The organism is Plantibacter sp. MDV22-iso1 (assembly GCF_058408345.1).
Genome location: NZ_JBZVDY010000003.1, coordinates 273,724 through 295,857 on the forward strand (window position 1 = coordinate 273,724; position 22,134 = coordinate 295,857).

Below are 22,134 nucleotides of genomic sequence, written 5' to 3' on the forward strand. Positions count from 1 at the left end.
CGCCCGTTCCGACGGGCGGTCGTCGTCGTCTGCGTCGTCGTCTGGGCGCGGGTGGTCAGCACGGCGACAGTGATCCGTGCGTGGGCGGTGAGCCGCCGCCAATAGGCTGACGCCATGGACTTCGCATTCCTCGCCGTCGTCGCGGTGGTGACCATCGTCGCGGTGGCCCGCTTCGCGAACAAGCTGCGCGTGGCAGCCCCGCTCATCCTCGTCCTGGTCGGGCTCGCCCTCAGCTATCTGCCGTTCGTGCCGGACGTCGAGGTCAAGCCGGAGTGGATCCTCGCCGGCGTGCTGCCACCGCTCCTCTATTCCGCCGCGGTCAACGTTCCCCTGGTCGACTTCCGCCGCAATCTCAAAGCGATCTCCGGACTCTCGGTCGTCCTCGTCGTGGTGTCGTCGGTCCTCATCGGCTGGATCCTGTCGACGATCCTCCCCGACCTGAGCCTGGCCGCCGGCATCGCCCTCGGTGCCGTCGTCAGTCCGACCGACGCGGTCGCCGCGACCTCGATCGGTAAGCGGCTGGGCATGCCGTCGCGACTCGTGAGCGTCCTCGAGGGCGAGAGCCTCGTGAACGACGCCTCGGCCCTGGTCCTCCTGCGCTCCGCCATCGCCGCGACCGCCGGCACGGTCTCGCTGTGGGGTGTCCTGGGCGACTTCGCCTATGCCGTGGCGCTCGCGATCGCGATCGGGATCGTCGTCGGGTTCATCACGGTCCGGATCCGGTCCCGCCTCGGCGACCCGGTCCTCACGACGGTCATCTCCTTCGCCGTGCCGTTCATCGCGTATCTGCCCGCCGAGCACTTCCACGCTTCGGGCGTCCTGTCGGTCGTCGTCGCCGGACTCTACACCGGGCATCAGAGCGCGAAGTACTTCACCGCTCAGGACCGCATCAGCGAGCGCATCAACTGGCGGACGACGCAGTTCCTCCTCGAGAACGGGGTGTTCCTGCTCATGGGCCTCGAGCTCGAGGCCATCGTCTCGCAGGTGGAGCAGGACGACCTCGGCATCTGGTCGTCGATCGGCCTGGGGTTGCTGACCGCCAGCACCCTCATCGTCGTCCGCATCGTGTTCGTCGGCGTCCTCGTCTGGTCGTTGCGACGCGACGAACGGGAGGCCCTCTCCCGGCGCCCGAGGCTGGCGGAGGTCTCTGCACGTCTCGAGGAGCATCCGACGGAGAACGCGCGCTCAGCCAAGCGCAAGGCCGCCTTCTCGAGGTCGATCGCCCGGCGGAGCGCCGACCTGGACTTCCTGCAACGCGAGGGACTCGGGTGGCGCGGCGGCGCGGTGCTCGCCTGGGCGGGTATGCGTGGGGTCGTCACGATCGCGGCCGCGCAGTCGTTGCCGCTCGACACCCCGTATCGGGCGGAGCTGGTCCTCATCGCGTTCACGGTCGCGATCGTCACCCTGCTGCTCCAGGGCGGTTCCCTCCCGCTCGTCATCCGGCTGTCCCGGGTCGGCGGGACGGACGAGCAGGCCGCGATGGCGGAACTGGCCGGTCTCGTCGAGGAGATCTCGACCGTCGGTGTGGCCGCCCTCGACGACCCGCAGCTGCGCACGGACGGTGGCGAACCGTTCGACACCGCGGTCGTCGACCGGGTGCGTACGAGCAGCCTCATCCGCGTCGAGTCGGCGGCGGAACGCACCGACGCCGGCGTGGGCCCGCACGAGCAGTTCCGACAACTGCGACGCCGGGTGCTCGACGCCGAACGCGACGCGCTCCTCGATGCGCGGGCGACCGGCAGCTACTCCTCAGAGGTGCTGGCGAAGGCGCAGCGGATGCTGGACGTCGAGGAGTCACGCCTCGACGGTGCCGGCTGATGCCGTCGGTCGGCCGTCAGGCGCTCTCGTGGGTGGCCTGGGTGGCCCGGAGCGACGCGAGGACCTGGTTCTTCAGGTCTTCGGGTGCCGTCTCCTTGCACGCCCGCTGCACGGCCTCGGTGAGGGTCTGGGCGACGAGCGCCTCGTTCTGACACTCCGGGCAGTTCGCGAGGTGCTCGCGGATGTCGGCGGCCTCCGTCTTGCACACCTCGTGACGGAGGTACTCCTCCAGGTCTCGCTTGGCCTTGTCGCAGCCGCAGTCGCTCATTTCTTGCTCCCCTGCTTCGTCACGGTGAACCCCCGGGACGAGGCGTAGTCGGCCAACAGGTCGCGGAGGAGTCGTCGGCCACGGTGCAGACGACTCATCACGGTCCCGATGGGCGTTTTCATGATGTCGGCGATCTCCTGGTAGGCGAAGCCCTCCACGTCGGCGAGGTACACCGCGAGGCGGAAGTCCTCCGGGATGGCCTGCAACGCGTTCTTCACGTCGCTGTCCGGCAGGTGATCGATCGCTTCGGCCTCGGCGGATCGGCTGGAGGTGGCGCTGATCGACTCGGCACCGCCCAACTGCCAGTCCTCGAGGTCGTCGATGGTGCCCTGGTACGGCTCGCGCTGCTTCTTCCGATAGGTGTTGATGTACGTGTTCGTGAGGATGCGGTAGAGCCACGCCTTGAGGTTGGTGCCCTGTTCGAACTGCGCGAACGCGGCGAAGGCCTTCACGAACGTCTCCTGGACGAGGTCCTGAGCGTCCGACGGGTTCTTCGTCATGCGCATGGCAGCGCCGTACAACTGATCGATGAACGGCAGTGCCTGTGCTTCGAACAGTGATCGGGGGTCCGGCTCGGCCGGAAGGGCTTCTGGGTCGACGGAGGTCATCACCGGCCAGTCTACGGCCAGCGCCAGACGGCCGTGATCGGCCTCCGTCACCGGTCGTTCCAGTACCGCTGTGGACATCCGCTCCTCCTTCTGCTCTCGACCCCGACTACTGTTGGAACCAATGTTGACCAATCCGTATTCCGCACCAGATTTCGACGTGTACGGCGATGCCGAACCCGAGCACGACGACGCAGCCTGGCCGGCGCCCGTCGCGGCCGGTCCGGTCGATGCGACCGTCTCGCTTCCGGGCTCGAAGTCGCTCACGAACCGCGAGCTCGTCCTGGCCGCTCTGGCCGACGGGCCCTCCCTCCTGCGCGCCCCGCTCCACTCGATGGACAGCACCAACATGGTCGAGGCGCTGCGCGCACTCGGGACGACCATCGTCGAGCGACCGGCGTCGGGCGCCTTCGGTAAGGACTGGCTCGTCACGCCGGGCGAGCTGTTCGGCAGCACGACCGTCGAGTGCGGGCTCGCCGGCACCGTCATGCGGTTCGTCCCACCGCTGGCCGCCCTCGCCCTCGGGCCGACCGTGTTCGACGCCGACCCCTCGGCCAGGAACCGGCCGATGGCCACCATGATCGGCTCGCTCCAGGCGCTCGGCGTCGACATCAGCGACGACGGCCGGAAGGCGCTCCCCTTCACGGTGCACGGCACGGGCACGGTGAAGGGTGGCAAGCTCACGATCGACGCGTCGTCGTCGAGCCAGTTCGTGTCAGGCCTCCTGCTGGCCGCAGCACGCTTCGAGCAGGGGCTCCACCTCGTCCACGAGGGCGAGCGTCTGCCGAGCCTGCCGCACATCGAGATGACCATCGCGGCCCTCGCGGCCCGAGGGGTCACCGTGGAACAGCCCGCCGTCGGTGAGTGGGTCGTCGCCCCCGGCACGATCGCCGCGCTCGACGTCGACCTCGAGCCCGACCTCTCCAACGCCGCACCGTTCCTCGCCGCGGCGCTCGTCACCGGCGGAAGCGTCACGCTCCGCGGGTGGCCCACCTCCACCACCCAGGTCGGTGCCGACCTGGCGGACCTCCTGCCCCGCTTCGGTGCGACGGTCACCCTGGACGGCGACCGCCTCACCGTCACCGGCGGCGAGCGGATCACCGCGGTCGACCTCGACCTGACCACCGGCGGTGAGCTCGCGCCCGCCCTCACCGCACTCGCGGCACTCGCCGACGGGCCGTCGACCATCACGGGCATCGGGCACATCCGTCACCACGAGACCGACCGCCTCGCGGCCCTCGCGACGGAGATCAACAAGCTGGGTGGCGCCGTCACGGAGCTCCCGGACGGTCTCCGCATCGAGCCGCGCCCGCTCCACGGCGGCGAGTGGTCGAGCTACCACGACCACCGCATGGCGACCACGGGAGCGATCCTCGGTCTCGTCGTGCCCGGGGTCACCATCGAGAACGTCGCCACGACCGCGAAGACGCTGCCGCAGTTCACCGAACTGTGGCATGCGATGGTCGGGGGCTGAACCGATGAGCTGGTGGGACGACGGCGTCGACGACGACGAACCGGAACTCGACGAGTCGAGCATCAGGATGCGGCCGAACCCGAAGGCGAACCGCCCACGGACGAAGACGCGGCCCGAGCACCTCGATGCACTGACCGCCCGCGTCCTCGCGGTCGACCGCGGTCGCTACACCGTGCTCCTCGACGAAGGCACGCCCGAGGAGCGCGTCCTGACGTCGACTCGCGCTCGTGAACTCCGCAAGCAGGCCATCGTGACCGGCGACCGGGTTGACGTCGTCGGCGACACCTCGGGCGCCGAGGGCACGCTGTCGCGCATCGTACGGATCGTGCCGCGCACGACGCTGCTCCGCCGCAGCGGCGACGACACCGACGCCATGGAGCGCGTCGTCGTCGCCAACGCCGACCAGATGCTCATCGTCGTCGCCGCTGCGAACCCCGAACCACGGGCCCGCCTCGTCGATCGCTACCTCGTCGCCGCCTACGACGCGGGCATCACCCCGATCCTCTGCATCACGAAGACGGACCTCCAGGACCCCGACGAGTTCCTCGCGAACTTCGCCGGGCTCGGCCTGCGGGTGTTCCGCAGCCGGGAGGACGACGTCCCTCTCGCAGAGATCACCGAGGCCCTCATCGGTCACGACACGGTCTTCGTGGGCCACTCGGGCGTCGGCAAGTCCACCCTCGTCAACGCCCTGGTCCCCACCGCGGAGCGCGCCACGGGGCATGTGAACGTCGTCACCGGACGTGGCCGTCACACCTCCTCGTCGACCGTCTCGTTGCGCATCGAGGCGCCCGGAGGATCCGGATGGGTCATCGACACCCCGGGCGTCCGCTCGTTCGGTCTCGGACACGTCGACACCGCCAACATCCTGAAGTCGTTCACCGACCTCGCGGAGATCGCGCTCGAGTGCCCACGCGGCTGCACCCATCTGCCCGACGCCCCCGACTGCGCGATCATCGAGGCCGTCGCAGAGGGGCGGCTCGGGGAGAACGGCCCGGCACGCCTCGACTCGCTCCAGCGGCTGCTGGGGACCTTCGCGACGATCAAAGCAGACCAGTACTCCTGACTAGGCTTGGGGTATGCCTGAACCCCTCCGTCTCTCTGCCGGCGACCCGGCCCCCGCGTTCACCCTCACCGACCAGGACGGCACCAGCCTGTCCCTGTCGGACTTCGCCGGACGACGGGTGATCCTCTACTTCTACCCCGCCGCCATGACGCCCGGCTGCACCACCCAGGCGTGCGACTTCCGCGACAACCTCGCATCGCTCGGCGGAGCCGGGTACGTGGTGCTCGGTGTCTCGAAGGACTCCGTCGAGAAGCTCAAGGCCTTCCAGGAGGAGGACGGGCTCACGTTCCCGCTCCTCAGCGACCCGGAGTTGACGGTCCATCAGGCGTACGGAGCCTACGGCGAGAAGAACTCCTACGGACGCATCGTCACGGGAGTCCTCCGCTCGACGTTCGTCATCGACGAGACGGGCACCCTCACCCTCGCCCGGTACAACGTCAAGGCCACCGGCCACGTGAAGAGCCTCCGCAAGGCCCTCGGCCTCGACGCCTGACGCGTCGCGTTCAGATCTCGCGTCGGGTCACGGCGGCGACCGCCGGCGTGAACAGGAGCCCGAGGACGGCCAGCGACGGCAGCAGCAAGAACCACCCGATCGCGGGTTGCGCGAAGACCCCCTGGAACGCGCCGACGGCGACGGCGATCTGCACGAGCTGCCAGGTGACCGCTCCCCCGCGGATCCAGCTCCGTCCGCGGATCGCGCCGAGGGCGAGCGCCGTGACGAACGTCGTGGCGATGAGCAGGATCACGAAGATCGCCAGTGCGCTCGTGAACGAGGCCGGCGTCGCCGCGACCAGCTCGAAGAGGAACCAGGCCGAGAGCCCGATCATGAGCAACGCCTCGGCGACGAGCAGGACGATGAAGGCCAGCACCGCCGGATGACGACGCTCATCCGGGTTCGGAGCGGAGGTGGCGTTTCGATCGGTACTCACAGGGTTCACCCAAACTTGGCTATTGATTTGCTCTTACCGATATGAAACCATGTTTGAGGCCGACATGAGGTCCACGAGGGTGTGGACAGATCCCGAATCCCGGACGATCATCCCCCTCGCATTTCGGCTTTCGCTTCCCGATACCCCTCACTCGGTTGAAGAAATCTCACCATGCAATAAAAGGAGCTCCCCTATGGATTGGCGCGATAAAGCTGCCTGCCTGACCGTCGACCCGGAATTGTTCTTCCCGGTCGGGAACACCGGTCCGGCGGTCGATCAGATCGACAAGGCGAAGGCCGTGTGCGCCACCTGCAGTGTCACGGAGCTGTGCCTCCAGTACGCGCTCGAGACCGGCCAGGACTCCGGTGTGTGGGGCGGCCTCAGCGAAGACGAGCGTCGCGCTCTCAAGCGTCGCGCGGCTCGCGCCCGCCGCGCCTCCTAGTAGCGGACGAGAACCCCGGGTGCCGAACGGCCCCGGGGTTCTTGCATGCCCGCGGCCGTTCGCGACGGACCAGGACCTCAGCTCTTGGCGACCCAGCGCATCGGGATCGCGATCGTGACCTCGGTGCCGCTCCCCATGAGCGTGTGCCAGTCGATCGTCCCGCCCAGTTCCCCCTGGATGAGCGTCCGCACGATCTGGGTGCCGAGACCGGACCCGACCTTCCCCTCCGGGAGCCCCACGCCGTTGTCGCGGACCTGCACGCTCAGCAGCTCGTCCGTGCGGTCGGCCGTGATCTCCACGTCGCCGTCGCGGCCGTTCAGGCCGTGCTCCACCGCGTTGGTGACGAGTTCGGTGAGCGCGAGGGCGAGTGGCGTCGCGTACTCGCTCGGGAGCACGCCGAACGAGCCGGAGGACTTCGGGCGGACCGTGGTGTTGTGCGAGCTCGCCACTTCGGCGATGAGCAGGAGCACGCGCTCGAAGACCTCGTCGAAATCGACGTTCTGATTGAGCCCCTCGGACAGCGTGTCGTGCACGACCGCGATGGCGGCCACGCGCCGCATGGCCTGCGTGAGGGCGTCGTGGGCGTCCTCCGAGTGCGTCCGCCTGGCCTGGATCCGCAGGAGCGACGCGACCGTCTGGAGGTTGTTCTTCACCCGGTGGTGGATCTCGCGGATCGTCGCGTCCTTGGTGATGAGTTCCTGCTCCTGGTGACGCAGTTCGCTGACGTCACGGCAGAGCACGATCGCGCCGACCCGCTCGCCGCGGCTCCGCAACGGGATCGCCCGGAGGGAGACCGTCACGCCCTTGTCCTCGATGTCGGTCCGCCACGGCGCCCGACCGGTGACGACGAGTGGCAGGGACTCGTCGACGGTGACGGTCCCCGTCCCGGAGAGCAGATGGGTCGTGACGTCCGCGAGCGACTCGCCCTCGAGTTCCTCGGCGAATCCGATCCGGTTGAAGGCCGAGAGCGCGTTGGGGCTGGCGAAGGTGACGGTACCGTCGACATCGAGACGGATCAGGCCGTCGCTCGCGCGCGGCGCGCCTCGGCGTGGTCCGGTCGGCGCTCCGAGATCGGGGAAGTCACCCACCGCGATCATCTCGAACAGGTCGCTCGCGCAGTCGTTGAAGGTGAGTTCCTGGCGGCTCGGCGTACGAGCCTCACCGAGATTGGTGTGACGGGTGATGACCGCGATGGGTCCATCGGCATTGGTCGTCTCGGTCGGCGATATCCGCCGGGCGACGGGCACGGCACGAACCCTGGTCGGGGTCTCCTCGTACCAGTCCGGTGCGGACGACTCGATGATCCGTCCACTCTCGAAACAGTCGGTGACCTGCTTGCGCCATTCCTGCTTGATGGATTGACCGACGAAGTCGCGATAGAAGAGTGTCGCGGCACTCGACGGACGCGAATGCGCGACCGCGATGAAACTGCCGGAATCGGTCGGCACCCAGATGACGATATCGGCGAACGCCAGATCCGCGAGGAGTTGGCTGTCCGCGAGCAGCATGTGCAGCCACTCCACGTCGGCCGCACTGGAGCGGCCCTGGGCGAGAACGAGATCACTGAGCGTCGACACGATGCCAGTCTAGGCTCGGCCGACCGGCACCGAGTGCGCCGGGCGTCCCCGGACGACCTCTTGTCAGGCAGGCACGGAACGACGACGGCGCTCAGCGGCCCGCCTGGGGCCGCTGAGCGCCGTCGATCGGACGTGATGCGTCAGTTGGCCGCGCGGTAGGCGTCCTGGACCGCCTGGGGGATGCGTCCGCGCGACGACACGGCGTGCCCGTTCTTCGCGGCCCACTCGCGGATCGCGGCGAGGTTCTCGGCGCTGTTGCGGGTGCTGGTGCTCGAGGTGCGGCGCCCACGCTTGACCGGGCGTCCGGCTCCGATGTAAGGCTTCAGCGACTCGCGGAGGTTCTTCGCGTTGTCCGCACCGAGATCGATCTCGTATTCGGTTCCGTCGATCGCGAACCGGACGGTCTCTCCTGATCCGGAAGCGAGTTCGCTGCCGTCGAGATCGTCGATGTATGTGGTGATGACTTTCTGCGCCATGGGGGTCCTCCTGAAGATATCCGTGGTGAGTCCGACGGTTATCCGATCATATCGAACACCACCAAGCGAATCTGAATACCGACACGATATCGGAGTAATTCATCACCCAACGGATAGCGATGCATCGGAGGAGAATGCAGATGCATATATCGGCGTGCAAATGCGTATTCAGTTGATCACCCAATTGTATTGAGTGACTCCGTCGAGACTATTCCGCGCGGCGTGACCGACTCCGCGCACGACGCCCACGCACTCCACCCGCCGAGCGCCGCGAGCGGTCCCGTGACGTCGCCGGCTCCTGGTCGAGGACGGTGGACACGAACCGCCGCAGCGCGACCGGAAGCGCCCCTCGCGGGGCCTGGTCGCGCAAGCTCCTCCCCGCGATCACCGCAGCGTCCACCACCCGCTGGTCCTCCGGCAGGAGCGCGGCCGCTTCGATCCCGCCGAAGCGGGAGAGCGTGGACGCCAATTGACCTGCCGGGCCGGCACCGAGCGCGACGCCACGCAGCCGGTTCACCACCACCGAGATGCGCGACGGGTCGACGAGTTCGACGAGTTCCGCGTGCCCGCGGAGCAACCTCGTGACCCCGACCGGGTCGGCCGCGCCGACCTCGACCACCCGGTCTGCGGAGCCGAGGACGGCGAACGCCGCCCCGTTCCGTCTGGGCGCGAACAGGTCGCTCGAGATCTCCTCGTCCGCTTCCAGGCAGAACGCCGTGTCGATCACGATGTCGTCCATCCACGCCCTGCACCGTTCGATGGTCGTCGCGACGCGTTCCGTCGACAGTTCCGTCCAGCGTGCCGCGCGTGAGATGCCGGTCAGGACGCGGAACGCGCCGGATGGCGACGGATGGACGACCGCGATCCGCTCGAGTTGCTCGATGTCGAGCGCTCCACTTCCGGCCAATCGGCAGGCCGCGGCGAACCCGGGTGCTTCGTCGAGGAGGCCGAGCATGGCCGCGACGGATGACCCGTACGTGTCCGCGTCGATGAGGACGACCCGTCGTCCGCGCGCGGCGAGCTCGCTGGCGATACCTGCGGCGACGGTGGTCGTGCCGGGCGACCCGGCCGCGCCCCACACGGCGATGACCCGCCCCGCGGCCGGAGCGACCGGACGAGGGCCGTCGCCGGCGAGGTCGAGCGGCGCGATGCTCCGATCGAGCTCCTCAGGATCGACCGGCAGGAGGACGATGTCGACCAGACCGAGCCCGGCCGCAAGGCGGCGTTCGGACTCGCCGGACGCGAGCGCCACGACCCTCGTACCCACGCGGTCCGCGAGGTCGATGAGTTCGGCGCGCAGGCGGTCGACCCCGGGTGACACGAGGAGCACGTCGACGGGCGTACCGGTGCCGATGCGCTCCTCGAGTTCGGCGACGTCGTGACAGCGCCAGGCGACGCGGTGTCCGAGGTCGAGCATCGTCGCGAGGATCTCGCCCTCGACCCGCGGATCGAGGGCGAGTCCGACACGCAGCATCAGCGTTCGCCGGGCTCGGTGGGGACCACGGACAGCAGGTGCGCTGCAGCCGTCGCCGAGAGGACCGTCGCGACGGCCGAGCGTGGGACCGCGAGCTCGAGCGCGACCGAGCCGCGGCCGGACAGGAGCCCTTCGTCCTCGCCGACCCGGACGACCGTCGCGGCCGAGACCAGCACCTCCGGCACTCCGTACCCGTCGCCTTCCGGCGCGGCCGCCCAGAGGTCGACGACGGTCCCCGGCACGACGTCGGCGCCGAGCCGGCCGGCCGGTTCGACGACGAGCGTGGTCACGCCGACGGCGCTCGCCTCGCCGAGCGCGTCGAGCGGTACGAGCTCCCCCGCCGCGATCGTCCGCGTGACGACGATTCCCGCCGGCGGCGCCGCTCCGGCTCCGAGGTACCCGCTTTCGACCGATCCCAGACGTGCGTCGATCACCTGGAGTGAGGAGCGGTCGAGCCGCGTTCCGGGCGTCAGCGTCTCGGAGGCCGCATACACCGGGGTCGTCCGACTCGAGGTCGTGACGAGCCACCACACCCCCAGGATCGACGCGACCACCAGCATGAGGCCCACGAAAAAGCGTGGGTCCACCCAGATGCGCGACCGGGACACCGGCCGTCCGCCGACACCATGACGCAGTCCGGCGAGACGGTCGCTCATCCGCTCGTCGCCGTCGCTTCGCGCCCCTCCGCCTTCCGATCCGTGTCCCCGCTCGCTTCCCCGCACCGTCTCCTCCTTCATGGGCACCCCGCGCGCCGCTTCCGGTCCCATGCTGCCCGGGCTCCGGACATCGCGCCGAAGTTATCCACAGCCCGGCGGACGATGCTCGCGCGAGAGGATAATCGAGGAATGGAATCGCAGCGCGATGCGGCCCCGCTCGGTCGCTTCCTCACCGTCGCCGACACGGCCGAGGTCTTGAACGTCTCGGCCCAGCACGTGGCCGAGCTCATCTCGAGCGGTGAGCTGCCCGCCATCCGGATCGGGCGCAGCGGACCGTGGCGCATCGAGTTCCCGGCACTCGAAGCCTTCATCAGCGGTCAGTACGAGGAGGCACGTCGTGCAGGCCTCTGGCATCAGGCCCAGCTCACCGAACTCGCCGAGTTCTCCGGCGCACCGATGCTCCGGCCCGTGCCTCCCCTCGGCTGAGCCCCGGCCCCGGCGGGCGCCCGCCGAAACGCCTCAGGCAGCACGCTCGACGATGACGACCTCCGAGAGCACGACGACGCGGATCTGTTCGACGCTCCGGCTCCGGCGCGGCGACCCAGGCTCGTGGACGGCCAGATCGAGATGATCGCGGCCCACCCGGTCGATCGTGCCCGTCCAGCTGCCCGTCCGGGTCCGCACGACCACCGCAGCACGGCGCCGGCACAGATCACGGAGCAGGAATGAGACGGTCAGGCGGTCGAGCAGTCGCGGTTCGCGGACCGCGACGTCGTCGAGACTCCAATCGACCTGGGTCTGCGTCATGGCGACTGCCGCGATCGCATCGAACGGGACGACCACCTCCCGGCCGCCCGGGCTGCCGGAATCGGCCTGCAACCAGTCCTTCCCGATGCTCCGGACCCGCAGCCGCCAGGTCGTCCCGTCGACGAGTTCGACGACGAGCGGTCCCGGTGCGCCGGCATCGCCGCTGAGGGCGACCAGCCGCTCACGGAGGGTGAGACGCGCACGTCGAAGCCGCTCGGCCTCGACGCGGACGGCGTCGTCGTCGACGGCGAGCTCGTCGTCGAGCTGACCGGCGAGATCGTCGAACAGGCTGTCCCAACGCATACGCCGACGGTAGTGCGCCGAGCGCGGCCGCGTCCTACATTCTCCACAGACCCCTGGTACCGGACACCGGAAAACTGACATGATGAGTTTTACATGTCAGATTCTGGTCGCCCGACTCGTGGCGGCCGCCCACCCCTCGGAGGCCCCATGAGCACCGCTGCCCGGCACGACGACGACGAGCCCGAAGCACGCACGGCTCGTCTCCGGCCCGCGCCTCCGCTCCCCGAGCGACGCACGCGAGAGGTACGGGCGGCCGCCCGCCCCGGTGCGGACGACTACTTCGCGCCCCAACCGGCGCCCCGAGCCGAGCTCCCCGATCCGCGACCACTGCTCGAGAACCTGACTCGGAGCGTGATCGAGGTGATCGCCGGAGCCCGCGACCTCACGCAGCTCGCGCGCTGGATCACCGCCGACGTGCACACCGTCCTGCTGAAGCGCGTGATCCTCGCCGAACGGGCACGACGCGTCCGCGGCGTCCCGGGCACCGTCCCGGTCGTCTCGATCGGCACCGTGACCGTCTCCGAGCCACGCGACGGCGTCGTAGAGTCCGTGGTCGTCGTCCACGGACGAGCCCGGTCCCGAGCCGTGGCCATCCGCTTGGAGGGCTTGGACGGCCGCTGGAGGGCGACCTCGGTGAGCGTGCTCTGACCGCCGCGGCACGTCCGCCCGCACCCGACAGACGAGAGCCCTCCGGACCGATGTCACCATGGTCCGGAGGGCTCCCGTTCGTGCCGCTGTACGCCTACTTCTTCTTGCCCTGCTTGCGACGGTCCGAACGGTTGCTCGGAGCAGCCGCAGGGGCTTCCGACTGCTGGCCGAAGGCCCCGCGCGACGCCTTCGCGGCCGGGGCGGCCTTCGTGGCGGGAGCCGCGTCGCCGGCGGGACGGTTCGTCTGCTGGAGACGCTGTGCCCGTTCGGTGGCCGCCTTCTCGATCTGCCCGCGCTGGTTGCGGACCTCGACCCCACCCTGCTCGCTCGGAGCGGAGTAGCTGAGCTTCTCGGTGTCGGGGGTCTCCTGCGTCAGGCCCTTGGCCGTGATCGCCGGTGCGGCGGCGCCCGCGTCGACCTCCCCGGCGACCTCGACCTCGAGGTTGAAGAGGAAGCCGACGCTCTCCTCACGGATCTGGCCCATCATCTGCTGGAACATCGCGTAGCCCTCACGCTGGTATTCGACCAGCGGATCGCGCTGCGCCATGGCCCGGAGACCGATGCCGTCCTTCAGGTAGTCCATCTCGTACAGGTGGTCGCGCCAGCGGCGGTCGATCACCTGGAGGACGACGCGGCGCTCGAGCTCGCGCATCGCCGGGGCACCGAGCGACTCCTCGCGGTTGGTGTAGGCGAGTTTGGCGTCGGAGAGGATCTCGCGGCGCATGAAGTCGCGGTTGATCCGCCCCTTCGTCCCGGCCTCCTGGACGACCTCGTCGATCGTCAGGCCGACGGGGTAGAGCGTCTTCAGTTCTGCCCAGAGTGCGTCGAAGTCCCAGTCGTCGCCGTTACCCTCGCCGGTGTGCTCGTCGAGGACGTCGTCGACGACGCTCTCCAGGAACTGCTGCGCACGATCGTGGAGGTCGTCTCCCTCGAGGATGTGGCGGCGGTCGGAGTAAATCGCCTCACGCTGCCGGTTGAGGACGTCGTCGTACTTGAGCACGTTCTTGCGGATCTCCGCGTTCCGCGCCTCGACTTGCGACTGGGCACTGCGGATCGCGCGGCTCACGATCTTCGACTCGATCGCGAGGTCGTCGGGCACGTTCTGACGCCCCATGAGGCTCTCCGCGGCTCCGGCGTTGAAGAGGCGCATGAGGTCGTCGGTGAGGGACAGGTAGAACCGGCTCTCGCCCGGGTCTCCCTGACGACCGGAGCGACCGCGCAGCTGGTTGTCGATGCGGCGCGACTCGTGGCGTTCGGTACCGAGGACGTAGAGTCCACCGGCGTCGATGACCTTGTCGGCCTCCTCCTTGACCGCTGCCTTCACCTCGGTGAAGACCTCGTCCCACGCGGCCTCGTACTCCTCGGGGGTGTCGATCGGGCTGAGGCCCTTGGCGTTCATCTCCGCGACGGCGAGGAATTCGGCGTTGCCGCCGAGCATGATGTCGGTTCCACGACCGGCCATGTTGGTGGCGACGGTGACCGAGCCGAGTCGACCGGCCTGGGCGATGATCGCGGCTTCACGCGCGTGGTTCTTCGCGTTGAGGACCTCGTGCTTGACGCCCTTCTTGGCGAGGAGCCGCGACAGGTACTCGCTCTTCTCGACGCTCGTCGTGCCCACGAGGACCGGCTGGCCCTGCTCGTGGCGCTCGACGATGTCCTCGACGACCTGTGCGAACTTCGCCTCCTCGTTCTTGTACACGAGGTCCGACTGGTCGATGCGCTGCATGGGGCGGTTGGTCGGGATCGGGACGACGCCGAGCTTGTACGTCGACATGAACTCCGCCGCCTCGGTCTCGGCAGTACCGGTCATGCCGGACAGCTTCTCGTAGAGACGGAAGTAGTTCTGGAGCGTCACGGTCGCGAGGGTCTGGTTCTCGGCCTGGACGGCGACGCCCTCCTTGGCCTCGATCGCCTGGTGGATGCCCTCGTTGTAGCGACGTCCGACCAGGATGCGACCGGTGTGCTCGTCGACGATGAGCACCTCGCCGTTCATCACGACGTAGTCCTTGTCCTTCTTGAAGAGCGCGCGGGCCTTGATCGCATTGTTCAGGAAGGAGATGAGCGGGGTGTTGGCGGACTCGTAGAGGTTGTCGATGCCGAGGTAGTCCTCGACCTTCTCGATGCCGGGCTCGAGCACGCCGACGGTGCGCTTCTTCTCGTCGACCTCGAAGTCCTCACCGGGCTCGAGTCGTACCGCGAGCCGCGCGAACTCCTGGAACCAGCGGTTCGCCTCACCGGAGGCCTTCCCGGAGATGATGAGCGGGGTCCGTGCCTCGTCGATGAGGATGGAGTCGACCTCGTCGACGACGGCGAAGAAGTGACCGCGCTGGACCATGTCCTTGGCCTGCCACGCCATGTTGTCGCGGAGGTAGTCGAAGCCGAACTGGTTGTTCGTGCCGTAGGTGATGTCGGCCGCGTACTGCTCGCGACGCTGCTCCGGCGTCTGCCCCTCGACGATCACACCGGTCGTCATGCCGAGCGCACGGAAGACGCGCCCCATGATCTCCGACTGGTACGACGCGAGGTAGTCGTTCACCGTGACGATGTGCACGCCCTTGCCGGCGATGGCGTTCAGGTAGGCCGGAAGGGTCGCGACGAGCGTCTTGCCCTCACCGGTCTTCATCTCGGCGATGTTGCCGAGGTGGAGCGCGGCCCCACCCATGATCTGGACGTCGAAGTGGCGCATGCCGATCGTGCGGCGTGCAGCTTCGCGCACCGCGGCGAAGGCCTCGGGGAGGAGGTCGTCGAGGGTCTCGCCGTTCTCGAAGCGCTCGCGCAGCTCGACGGTCTCGCTCTTCAGCTCCTCGTCGCTCAACTCCGTGAAGTCGTCCTCGAGGGCATTGACCGCCTTCGTGAGGCTGGTCAGCTTCCGGAGGATGCGACCTTCGCCGACGCGAAGGATCTTCTCAAGTGGTGAGGCCACGAATTGCTCTCCATTACGTGTTCCTGATCTCCGTCCTGGTCGACTGACCGGAACGGACGGGGTGCACCAGAACGGGGCAGTCCTCTGAACATGTTAGCGGGGAGTCCCTTGAGTGGACGCTGTGTATCGCAGGCGGACGGATGTCGACGGAGTGCCGCCGCAGCGCTGGACGGACGGCTCACTAGGCTGGCAACACCCTACCGCGTAGGTAGTTCATGGAGGTTCGATGTCGGTCAAGCACGGTCTGCTCGCGATCCTCGCGCTCGGTGACGACTACGGGTACCGTCTGCGCGGTGAGTTCGACCGGCGGACGACGCCCGACACACCGCTCAACGTCGGCCAGGCCTATGCGACCCTCGATCGTCTCGAGCGGGACAAGCTCGTCGAGCGGGCCGCCGTGGACGCACAGGGGCATGTCTTCTACCGCATCACCGCCGACGGGCGCGACGTCCTCGAACGCTGGTGGGCGACACCCGTCACGGCGAACGCCTCGAGGGACGAACTCCCGAACAAGGTCGCCCTCGCAGCGTCACTCGACGGCGTCGACGTGTTCGGGGTCATCGCCGTCCAACGCGCGTGGGCGCTCGATCTCGTGCAGCAGCTCGACGAGCATCTGTCGGCGCTCCCCCCGACGCCGCAGGGTGACATCGCGTGGATCGGGCTGGAAGCCAGACGGCGACGTTCCCTGGCCGAGCTCGACTGGCTCGAGGTGACCTCGGCACGCCTGCGGGTGCACGACGCCGTCTTCGACGTCGCCACCGACATGCCACGACGCGGCCGCCCGGCGAACCGGGCGACCGCGTCGGTCGGAGTGCAGGACGCTAGTTCGAGCCGTCCCCGAGGCTGATCACGCCGTAGTCCCAGCCCTTACGGCGGTACACGACGCTCGCCCGCTCCGACGAGGCGTCGATGAACAGGAAGAAGTCGTGGCCGACGAGTTCCATGCGGTCGACGGCGTCTTCGACGCTCATCCACTCCGCGGGGAATTCCTTCGTGCGGATGACGACCGGCGAGTACGCCTCCTGCTCCTCGTCCTCGTGGGTCAGCGTCGCGACGCTGCCGGTAGCGACCTGCTCGAGCAGCTCCGGCGCGGCAGGGGTGATGTCGACGCCGCTGAACCCCTCGCTGCTGGCGGCGTGCAAGGAGGTGCGGTGCTTGCCACGGTGCTCCTTCTTGCGGTCCTTCGAGCGGCGGACGCGCTCGAGCATCCGCGCGATCGCGAGATCGAAGGCCACGTACTTGTCGGAGCCGGTCGACTCCGCACGAACCAACGGTCCGGGGCCGACGAGCGTCAGCTCGACACGGTCCTCGCCCTTGCGCCCGTTGGCGTCGTGATGGCGGGACACCTTGATGTCGAGCGACTGCGCCTGCTCGACCAGATGGGCGACCTTCTCCGCCTTCTCGGTCGCGTACTCGCGGAACCGATCGGTGATGCCGAGTCCAAGTCCGACGATGTTGATATCCACGTTCGACCTCCTCATCCGGCTGACCACCCGGTCCCGGGCGGTCCTTTCACGCCGTTCTGCCACCGTAGTGCCCGAGCCTGCGGAAGTCATCAGCGGTGTTCAGGGAACGTTCATCTTCCGGCCTCGTGACCCGCCGTCCGTTCACGGTCCGACCCTGGCGAGGGCCACGACACCGACCACGAGACCACCACCGTCGCGCATCGCCCGAACGGCCTCCCCGACGGTGGCCCCCGTCGTGACGACGTCCTCCACGAGGAGGAATCGGCGCCCGTCGAGCCGCCGCGCCGCGACCAGTGCCCCGGCGAGGTTCTCCAGACGCTCAGCCCGACCGAAGTCCCGCTGGTCGGCTGGCTGCCGCGCCCACCGCAGCGGGCGCGACGGTCTGGTGCCGAGCCGACGCACGAGCTGCTCCACCGGATGGAAGCCCCGATCGCGGGCGGCGCATCGCCTGGCCGGGATCGTCGCGATCTCCGGCGAGACGCCGCCCATCGCCCGGCTCGCCTCGAGCACGGCGGACCGGAACGCCGGTTCGAGCGCGGCGGCCAGCGGACGGACGAGGCCGGTCCGGGCGTCCTCCTTGTAGGCGAGGAGGACGGCGCCGACGAACTCGTCGTACCGACGGTCGGCGAGACCGGGGGTACCGCCCGCATCGCTCCACCGCACGAGGTCGGCATCGTCGTCGGTGGCCGCCGGCCGGACCAGACGCCCGAGGCAGTCGTCGCACAGGCCACGGTCAGGCGCACCGCATCCGGCGCACGTGACCGGGACCAGCAGGGCCCACGCGTCCAGGCAGGCTTCGCGGACATGAGCGAGGGGCGCACTTCGACTCGACGAGGATCGCATCATCCGATGGTCGCGCCCACGCAGCGCGTCCGGTGGCGCATCGTCCGAGACGCAGACGGCTCCGGGACTCCGGACGCGCTGTGGAGCGCGCTCACTCAGTCCGGCGACCCCAGCTGGGTCGCGATGAACCGGACGTCGCTGCCCGCCTCCTGCCAGCTCGATCCACGGGGCAACAGCAGCCGGCCGTCACTCGTGAGGGCACGCAGTTGCGTCGGCCCGTTGCCCCCGACCAGGTTCGTGACGTCCGCCAGCTTGGGCACGGGCGCGGAGCGGCCGCCGATCTGCTGCGTGACGATCGTCGTCCCGTCACCGCCGCCCAGCAGGACGGCGACCGTGATGTCGTCGACCCAGGTGACGGTCGTCGCCTCCGTGGACATCACCCGGAGCTCCACGGGGTCGCCGAGTCGCAACGGCGCGTTCCGGTCACCGCGGATGATCGCGGCGGCCACGAGCCGCGACTGCGTCCCGTCCCTGAGCAGCGCGACGAGGCGCGTACCCTCCCGGGACACCTGGATCGAATCGATCGTGGACGCGCCGGTCCAACTCGTCGCGACCTGCACCGTGCCACCCGCGGCGTCGTGCGCGAGCAGTGCGGACGGCGCCGTCGCCGGGACCGTCCAGGTGAAGCCGAACGGGTCCATCGTCGGCGGGAGGAGGCCCGGGCGGTTGTCGACGAGCCGGACGTCGCCGTCCGCCTGGATCACCGTGACGCCGGCGGCGGAACGGACCGCGGCCTGGTCATGGTCGGCGGACAACACGGCCGCGTCGGCCCCGGCCGCCACGACCGCCGCAGATATCCCCGGCACGGCCTCGAGCCGGTTCCCCGAGGCGAAGCCGAACTCGTCCCCGCGCTGGACGAGTGCCCGGGGGTCGACCCGTGGTGCGGCGAGCGACAGCGGCGAGACCATCTGCGTGGAGTTGCCCACGACGGTGATCGCGACGTTCGAGACGGCGGCGACCCCGCCGACGCTGCCCGACAGCTGCACCAGGCTGCTGCTCAGTTGGAGCTGCATCCGCTGAAGGGTGACCGCGTCCGCCTGCAGGGCCGGTTTGGTCAGGTCCACGCGCGCGGTCCCTGCCTCGACCGGAACGGCGTCACTCGTGAGCGAGGTCCCCTCGGGGAACGCCGTCGCCACCGCACCCTTCAACCATTCGGCCGGTCCGTCGAGGAGCGCCCCGACGATCCTCGTCGCGGTCGACGCTCGCGAGGGGAACCAGCGCTGGTCGGGGACGAGTCGGGTGAAACTCGGGTCGAAGTAGCTCAGGGAGTAGGCCGCGAAGACGTCGGCGAACGTCGAGGACTCGAGGACGATGCCCGGCGGAGCAGCCGCGATCCGCCACTCCCCCCGCACCTGCTCGAAGGAGTAGGTCCAGCTGAGCGGCGACGAGTTCCCCGATTCGCGGTACTCACCCCGATCGTCGACCGCCGCGACGGGGCTGACGGTGAGTTGCACCGTGTCGGCGACCGGGGCGAACGTGCGGCCGCCCTGGTCGATGGTCACTCCGGCGTCGGGATCCCAGTCGGACCGGAGCGCCGGTGCGAGGAACTCCCGCGCGATCTCGTAGTTGTTCTGCGGGCTTGCGGCGGCGTCGATGAAGCCCCGGAGGATCTGCTCCGGCGTCGCCCCCTCGGCGGGGCCCGGCGCGATGAAGTTGACGTCGACGTCGCCGCCGTCCCCCTCGACCGTGCCGCCGTCCTGCACGGAGCCACCCCTCGGGATGCCCACGCAGGCGCTGAGCACCACCGCGAGGAGCATCGGCAGCGCCGCCGCAGCGATCCGACGTACTGCGGACCGTCGTCTCGGCGATCGTGCGGGGACGTCAACCATGAGCATCCTCCTTGTCGTCGTCCGTCGATCGCACGGTCGGGAGTGAGCGGGTCGTCGGCGCGGTGAGCTCGTCGACGATGGACTCGATCGCATCGTCGGGCGGCAGGCTGATGGGCGAGCGGACGATCTCCGTCCCGGGTTCGCGCGGGATGGTGAGGCGGAAGGACGAGCCGGCGGCGGGCTCCGACCAGACCTCCAGCCACCCCTCGTGCAGGACCGCGTCCTCGAGGGAGATCGCGAGCCCGAGCCCGGTCCCGCCGATGGTGCGCTTGCGCGACGGGTCCGCGCGCCAGAAGCGGTCGAACACGCGCTCGGTCGCCTCGCGCGTCATGCCCTGGCCGTAGTCGCGCACCGCGATCGCGACCGAGGACTCGTTGCTGTCCACCGACACCACGATCGGTTTGCCCTCGCCGTGCTCGATGGCGTTGCCGACGAGGTTGCGCACGATCCGCCGGATACGCCGCGGGTCCATCGGGACCGCAGAGTAGCCACCCGGTGCGACGATCCGGAGGTCCGAACCGGTGGGCTCCGCGAGCGGGCGGAGCTCCTCCACGACCTCTTCGGCGAGATGGACGAGACTCGTCGGTTCCAATTCGAGTTCGATGCTGCCCGCGTCGTAGCGGCTGATCTCCAGCAGGTCGGCCAGCAGGATCTCGAACCGCCCGACCTGGTCGTGGAGGAGCTCGGCCGTCCGCTCGGTGGCCGGTGGGAAGGAGTCGCGCTGGTCGTAGAGCACGTCGCCGGCCAGGCGGATGGTCGTCAGGGGCGTGCGCAGCTCGTGCGAGACGTCCGAGACGAACCGTTGCTGCACGAGCGAGAGCTCCGCGAGTTCCTTGATCTGCTTCTGCATGCTGGCGGCCATCCCGTTGAAGGAGCGGGCGAGGATGGCGAGCTCGTCCTCGCCCTTCTCGGGCATCCGCACGTCCAGGTCACCGCCGGCGAGACGTTGACTCGTCTCGGCGGCGAACCGGATCGGTGTCGCGACGAAGCGGACGATGAACCACGCGGCACCACCGACGAGGATCATGAGGCCGACGCCCGCGACGAAGAGCGTCCGTTGCACGAAGCCGAGTGTCTGCTCCGAGTCGCTCAGATCGTAGCCGAGGTAGATCTCGTACGACCCCGCGGTCGGCATCGAGACCTCCGAGCCCACCACGATGCCGGCCGTCGACGAGCCGTCGGACGCGGTGAGGGTGACCGACTGCCACTGGAGGGTGTCCGGGTCGGCCCGGACCGCCTCGGTCAGCGCGTCGGAGATGACACCGCCGCCGAGCCCCGGCGATTCGAAGCCCGGGGGCGTGACCTGACTGAAGTCCTGGCCCGGTGCTCGGTAGGCGGCGATGAGGCTGCTGCCGGAGGTCGTCTGGAGATCGGTCCGCACGGTCCCCATGAGCTGCTGCAGGGCGACCCGCTCGCTGGCGTCGGACGCGTCGAGGATGCTCTGCGCCGAAGCGATGGCGCGACCGGAGCCTCCGAGCGCCTGCTGCAGCCGGGATTGGAAGAGGTCGTTGCCGATGCTGAACGAGAGGTAGGCACCGGTCAGGAGGATGGCGAGTCCGGAGAGGCCGACCGTGATCGCGACCGTCCGGAACTGCAGCGAGCGCCGCCACTGGGAGCGCACCTGCTGCGGCCACCTCCGCCACAGCCGCCAGTCGGCCGCCCAGCCGGCGAGTCGGGAGGCCATGTCGGATCAGCCGGTGACCGCGCCGGCGCGGTACCCGACGCCACGCACCGTCATGACGATCTTCGGGTTGTCGGGGTCTTCCTCGACCTTGGCGCGGAGCCGCTGCACGTGGACGTTCACGAGCCGGGTGTCGGCCTTGTAGTGGTATCCCCAGACCTGTTCGAGCAGCATCTCGCGGGTGAAGACCTGCTGCGGTTTGCTCGCGAGCGCGAGGAGGAGGTCGAACTCCAGCGGTGTGAGCCCGATGACGCCGTCGGCGCGACGGACCTCGTGGCCGGCGACGTCCACGGTGAGGTCGCCGATGCGGAGGGTCTCCGCGAGGTCCGCGGCCGGCGCGCGCAGCCGCGTGCGGATCCGGGCGACGAGCTCCTTCGGGTTGAACGGCTTCACCATGTAGTCGTCGGCGCCGGACTCGAGCCCCTTCACCACGTCCGCGGTGTCGGACTTCGCGGTCAGCATGATGACCGGGACGCCGGACTCCTGGCGGATCAGGCGACACACCTCGATCCCGTCGATCCCCGGGAGCATGAGGTCGAGGAGGACGAGGTCGGGCTTGGTGTCGCGGAACGCCTGGAGCGCGCCGCCGCCGTCCGCGCAGAACGACGGCTCGAAGCCCTCGGTGCGCAGCACGATGCCGATCATCTCGGCGAGTGCGGTGTCGTCGTCGACGACGAGAATGCGTGCGTTCATAGCTCCGTCTCGGGTGTGACCGGCCGGCCGCGCTGCCTGACCGGTGTCCTTACGTCTCGCCTCAGCGTAGTCGAAGTGTCCAGGAGAACCGCCGAACCGCCGGTCGCGGGCAGGCTCGGTGTGACAACATGGAAGGGTTCGAGACGGCGAGGGGGT

At 69.2% G+C, this 22,134-nt stretch carries 22 protein-coding genes; 8 read left to right on the forward strand and 14 right to left on the reverse strand.

Going from position 1 to position 22,134, the window contains the following annotated elements; translation table 11 throughout:
- Positions 1-114: 114 nt before the first annotated feature.
- A complete protein-coding gene (locus tag AC4PMY_RS16120; protein WP_079002797.1) occupies positions 115-1,818 on the forward strand; it encodes a cation:proton antiporter in 1,704 nt (567 codons plus the stop codon).
- A gap of 16 nt (positions 1,819-1,834) precedes the next feature.
- Here the strand turns inward: AC4PMY_RS16120 and AC4PMY_RS16125 are convergent, their stop codons facing one another.
- Positions 1,835-2,086 carry a zf-HC2 domain-containing protein gene (locus AC4PMY_RS16125; RefSeq protein ID WP_064295247.1) on the reverse strand — a complete coding sequence of 84 codons (252 nt, stop codon included), beginning with the start codon at positions 2,084-2,086 and terminating at the stop codon, positions 1,835-1,837.
- Positions 2,083-2,772 (reverse strand): sigma-70 family RNA polymerase sigma factor, encoded by a 690-nt coding sequence (locus tag AC4PMY_RS16130; protein ID WP_079002798.1) that lies wholly within the window; start codon positions 2,770-2,772, stop codon positions 2,083-2,085. The genes AC4PMY_RS16125 and AC4PMY_RS16130 overlap by 4 nt, the downstream gene beginning before the upstream one ends.
- 43 nt (positions 2,773-2,815) lie before the next feature.
- Here AC4PMY_RS16130 and aroA point away from each other — a divergent pair, with 43 nt between their 5' ends.
- Genes aroA through bcp form a run of 3 tightly spaced genes read left to right on the forward strand, consistent with a single transcriptional unit; the run spans position 2,816 to position 5,724 of the window.
- Positions 2,816-4,165 (forward strand): 3-phosphoshikimate 1-carboxyvinyltransferase, encoded by a 1,350-nt coding sequence (gene aroA, locus AC4PMY_RS16135; RefSeq protein WP_491623194.1) that lies wholly within the window; start codon positions 2,816-2,818, stop codon positions 4,163-4,165.
- A 4-nt stretch (positions 4,166-4,169) separates the two neighbouring features.
- Positions 4,170-5,231 carry a ribosome small subunit-dependent GTPase A gene (gene rsgA, locus AC4PMY_RS16140; protein ID WP_064295360.1) on the forward strand — a complete coding sequence of 354 codons (1,062 nt, stop codon included), beginning with the start codon at positions 4,170-4,172 and terminating at the stop codon, positions 5,229-5,231.
- A gap of 13 nt (positions 5,232-5,244) precedes the next feature.
- The gene (bcp, locus tag AC4PMY_RS16145; protein WP_491623195.1) at positions 5,245-5,724 is read left to right on the forward strand and encodes a thioredoxin-dependent thiol peroxidase; all 480 of its coding nucleotides are present in this window, start codon (positions 5,245-5,247) and stop codon (positions 5,722-5,724) included.
- Between the two features lie 10 nt (positions 5,725-5,734).
- Here bcp and AC4PMY_RS16150 read toward each other — a convergent pair whose 3' ends face one another.
- Positions 5,735-6,160 (reverse strand): hypothetical protein, encoded by a 426-nt coding sequence (locus AC4PMY_RS16150; protein WP_491623196.1) that lies wholly within the window; start codon positions 6,158-6,160, stop codon positions 5,735-5,737.
- A 193-nt stretch (positions 6,161-6,353) separates the two neighbouring features.
- On the opposite strand from AC4PMY_RS16150, the gene AC4PMY_RS16155 reads away from it, so the two are divergent.
- Positions 6,354-6,602, forward strand: coding sequence for a WhiB family transcriptional regulator (locus AC4PMY_RS16155; RefSeq protein ID WP_056012627.1), 249 nt, complete (start codon positions 6,354-6,356; stop codon positions 6,600-6,602).
- A 77-nt stretch (positions 6,603-6,679) separates the two neighbouring features.
- Here AC4PMY_RS16155 and AC4PMY_RS16160 read toward each other — a convergent pair whose 3' ends face one another.
- The 4 genes from AC4PMY_RS16160 to AC4PMY_RS16175 form a co-directional block, all read right to left on the reverse strand.
- Entirely contained in the window at positions 6,680-8,179 is a 1,500-nt protein-coding gene (locus AC4PMY_RS16160; protein WP_079002802.1) for a sensor histidine kinase, read from the reverse strand.
- Between the two features lie 140 nt (positions 8,180-8,319).
- Entirely contained in the window at positions 8,320-8,655 is a 336-nt protein-coding gene (locus AC4PMY_RS16165) for a histone-like nucleoid-structuring protein Lsr2 (protein WP_064295242.1), read from the reverse strand.
- A 208-nt stretch (positions 8,656-8,863) separates the two neighbouring features.
- The gene (locus tag AC4PMY_RS16170) at positions 8,864-10,129 is read right to left on the reverse strand and encodes a CpaE/TadZ family protein (RefSeq protein ID WP_491623197.1); all 1,266 of its coding nucleotides are present in this window, start codon (positions 10,127-10,129) and stop codon (positions 8,864-8,866) included.
- Complete coding sequence (locus AC4PMY_RS16175; protein WP_491623198.1) at positions 10,129-10,785, reverse strand: hypothetical protein; 657 nt, start codon at positions 10,783-10,785, stop codon at positions 10,129-10,131. Before AC4PMY_RS16175 ends, AC4PMY_RS16170 begins: the two co-directional genes overlap by 1 nt.
- A 189-nt stretch (positions 10,786-10,974) precedes the next feature.
- On the opposite strand from AC4PMY_RS16175, the gene AC4PMY_RS16180 reads away from it, so the two are divergent.
- The gene (locus AC4PMY_RS16180) at positions 10,975-11,271 is read left to right on the forward strand and encodes a helix-turn-helix domain-containing protein (RefSeq protein WP_064295239.1); all 297 of its coding nucleotides are present in this window, start codon (positions 10,975-10,977) and stop codon (positions 11,269-11,271) included.
- 33 nt (positions 11,272-11,304) lie between these two features.
- Here the strand turns inward: AC4PMY_RS16180 and AC4PMY_RS16185 are convergent, their stop codons facing one another.
- Entirely contained in the window at positions 11,305-11,895 is a 591-nt protein-coding gene (locus tag AC4PMY_RS16185) for a hypothetical protein (RefSeq protein ID WP_491623199.1), read from the reverse strand.
- Between the two features lie 147 nt (positions 11,896-12,042).
- Here AC4PMY_RS16185 and AC4PMY_RS16190 point away from each other — a divergent pair, with 147 nt between their 5' ends.
- Positions 12,043-12,543, forward strand: a complete 501-nt coding sequence (locus tag AC4PMY_RS16190; protein ID WP_491623200.1) for an Rv3235 family protein — start codon at positions 12,043-12,045, stop codon at positions 12,541-12,543.
- A 94-nt stretch (positions 12,544-12,637) separates the two neighbouring features.
- Here the strand turns inward: AC4PMY_RS16190 and secA are convergent, their stop codons facing one another.
- Positions 12,638-15,466, reverse strand: a complete 2,829-nt coding sequence (gene secA / locus AC4PMY_RS16195; RefSeq protein ID WP_491623201.1) for a preprotein translocase subunit SecA — start codon at positions 15,464-15,466, stop codon at positions 12,638-12,640.
- Between the two features lie 226 nt (positions 15,467-15,692).
- Here secA and AC4PMY_RS16200 point away from each other — a divergent pair, with 226 nt between their 5' ends.
- Entirely contained in the window at positions 15,693-16,313 is a 621-nt protein-coding gene (locus AC4PMY_RS16200) for a PadR family transcriptional regulator (RefSeq protein WP_491623202.1), read from the forward strand.
- Here AC4PMY_RS16200 and hpf read toward each other — a convergent pair.
- The 5 genes from hpf to mtrA all read right to left on the reverse strand — a co-directional run bounded on the left by hpf (position 16,288) and on the right by mtrA (position 21,978).
- Positions 16,288-16,932, reverse strand: a complete 645-nt coding sequence (hpf, locus tag AC4PMY_RS16205; protein WP_079002806.1) for a ribosome hibernation-promoting factor, HPF/YfiA family — start codon at positions 16,930-16,932, stop codon at positions 16,288-16,290. The genes AC4PMY_RS16200 and hpf overlap by 26 nt on opposite strands.
- A 141-nt stretch (positions 16,933-17,073) precedes the next feature.
- Positions 17,074-17,595, reverse strand: coding sequence for a ComF family protein (locus AC4PMY_RS16210; protein ID WP_491623203.1), 522 nt, complete (start codon positions 17,593-17,595; stop codon positions 17,074-17,076).
- Between the two features lie 275 nt (positions 17,596-17,870).
- On the reverse strand, positions 17,871-19,604 hold the full coding sequence (locus tag AC4PMY_RS16215; RefSeq protein ID WP_491623204.1) for an LpqB family beta-propeller domain-containing protein: 1,734 nt from the start codon (positions 19,602-19,604) through the stop codon (positions 17,871-17,873).
- Positions 19,597-21,288 carry an MtrAB system histidine kinase MtrB gene (gene mtrB, locus AC4PMY_RS16220; RefSeq protein WP_071262479.1) on the reverse strand — a complete coding sequence of 564 codons (1,692 nt, stop codon included), beginning with the start codon at positions 21,286-21,288 and terminating at the stop codon, positions 19,597-19,599. Before mtrB ends, AC4PMY_RS16215 begins: the two co-directional genes overlap by 8 nt.
- A 6-nt stretch (positions 21,289-21,294) precedes the next feature.
- Complete coding sequence (gene mtrA, locus AC4PMY_RS16225; protein WP_064295232.1) at positions 21,295-21,978, reverse strand: MtrAB system response regulator MtrA; 684 nt, start codon at positions 21,976-21,978, stop codon at positions 21,295-21,297.
- Positions 21,979-22,134: the final 156 nt, after the last annotated feature.

Excerpts from the sequence above, each read along its gene's own strand:
- AC4PMY_RS16125 (WP_064295247.1), bottom strand. The coding sequence starts at position 2,086 with ATGAGCGACTGCGGCTGCGACAAGGCCAAGCGAGACCTGGAGGAGTAC.
- AC4PMY_RS16185 (WP_491623199.1), bottom strand. The coding sequence starts at position 11,895 with ATGCGTTGGGACAGCCTGTTCGACGATCTCGCCGGTCAGCTCGACGAC.
- mtrA (WP_064295232.1), bottom strand. The coding sequence starts at position 21,978 with ATGAACGCACGCATTCTCGTCGTCGACGACGACACCGCACTCGCCGAG.
- AC4PMY_RS16155 (WP_056012627.1), top strand. The coding sequence starts at position 6,354 with ATGGATTGGCGCGATAAAGCTGCCTGCCTGACCGTCGACCCGGAATTG.
- mtrB (WP_071262479.1), bottom strand. The coding sequence starts at position 21,288 with ATGGCCTCCCGACTCGCCGGCTGGGCGGCCGACTGGCGGCTGTGGCGG.
- rsgA (WP_064295360.1), top strand. The coding sequence starts at position 4,170 with ATGAGCTGGTGGGACGACGGCGTCGACGACGACGAACCGGAACTCGAC.
- AC4PMY_RS16170 (WP_491623197.1), bottom strand. The coding sequence starts at position 10,129 with ATGCTGCGTGTCGGACTCGCCCTCGATCCGCGGGTCGAGGGCGAGATC.
- bcp (WP_491623195.1), top strand. The coding sequence starts at position 5,245 with ATGCCTGAACCCCTCCGTCTCTCTGCCGGCGACCCGGCCCCCGCGTTC.
- AC4PMY_RS16175 (WP_491623198.1), bottom strand. The coding sequence starts at position 10,785 with ATGAGCGACCGTCTCGCCGGACTGCGTCATGGTGTCGGCGGACGGCCG.
- AC4PMY_RS16165 (WP_064295242.1), bottom strand. The coding sequence starts at position 8,655 with ATGGCGCAGAAAGTCATCACCACATACATCGACGATCTCGACGGCAGC.
- aroA (WP_491623194.1), top strand. The coding sequence starts at position 2,816 with ATGTTGACCAATCCGTATTCCGCACCAGATTTCGACGTGTACGGCGAT.
- AC4PMY_RS16130 (WP_079002798.1), bottom strand. The coding sequence starts at position 2,772 with ATGTCCACAGCGGTACTGGAACGACCGGTGACGGAGGCCGATCACGGC.
- AC4PMY_RS16215 (WP_491623204.1), bottom strand. The coding sequence starts at position 19,604 with ATGGTTGACGTCCCCGCACGATCGCCGAGACGACGGTCCGCAGTACGT.
- AC4PMY_RS16180 (WP_064295239.1), top strand. The coding sequence starts at position 10,975 with ATGGAATCGCAGCGCGATGCGGCCCCGCTCGGTCGCTTCCTCACCGTC.
- AC4PMY_RS16200 (WP_491623202.1), top strand. The coding sequence starts at position 15,693 with ATGTCGGTCAAGCACGGTCTGCTCGCGATCCTCGCGCTCGGTGACGAC.
- AC4PMY_RS16190 (WP_491623200.1), top strand. The coding sequence starts at position 12,043 with ATGAGCACCGCTGCCCGGCACGACGACGACGAGCCCGAAGCACGCACG.
- AC4PMY_RS16120 (WP_079002797.1), top strand. The coding sequence starts at position 115 with ATGGACTTCGCATTCCTCGCCGTCGTCGCGGTGGTGACCATCGTCGCG.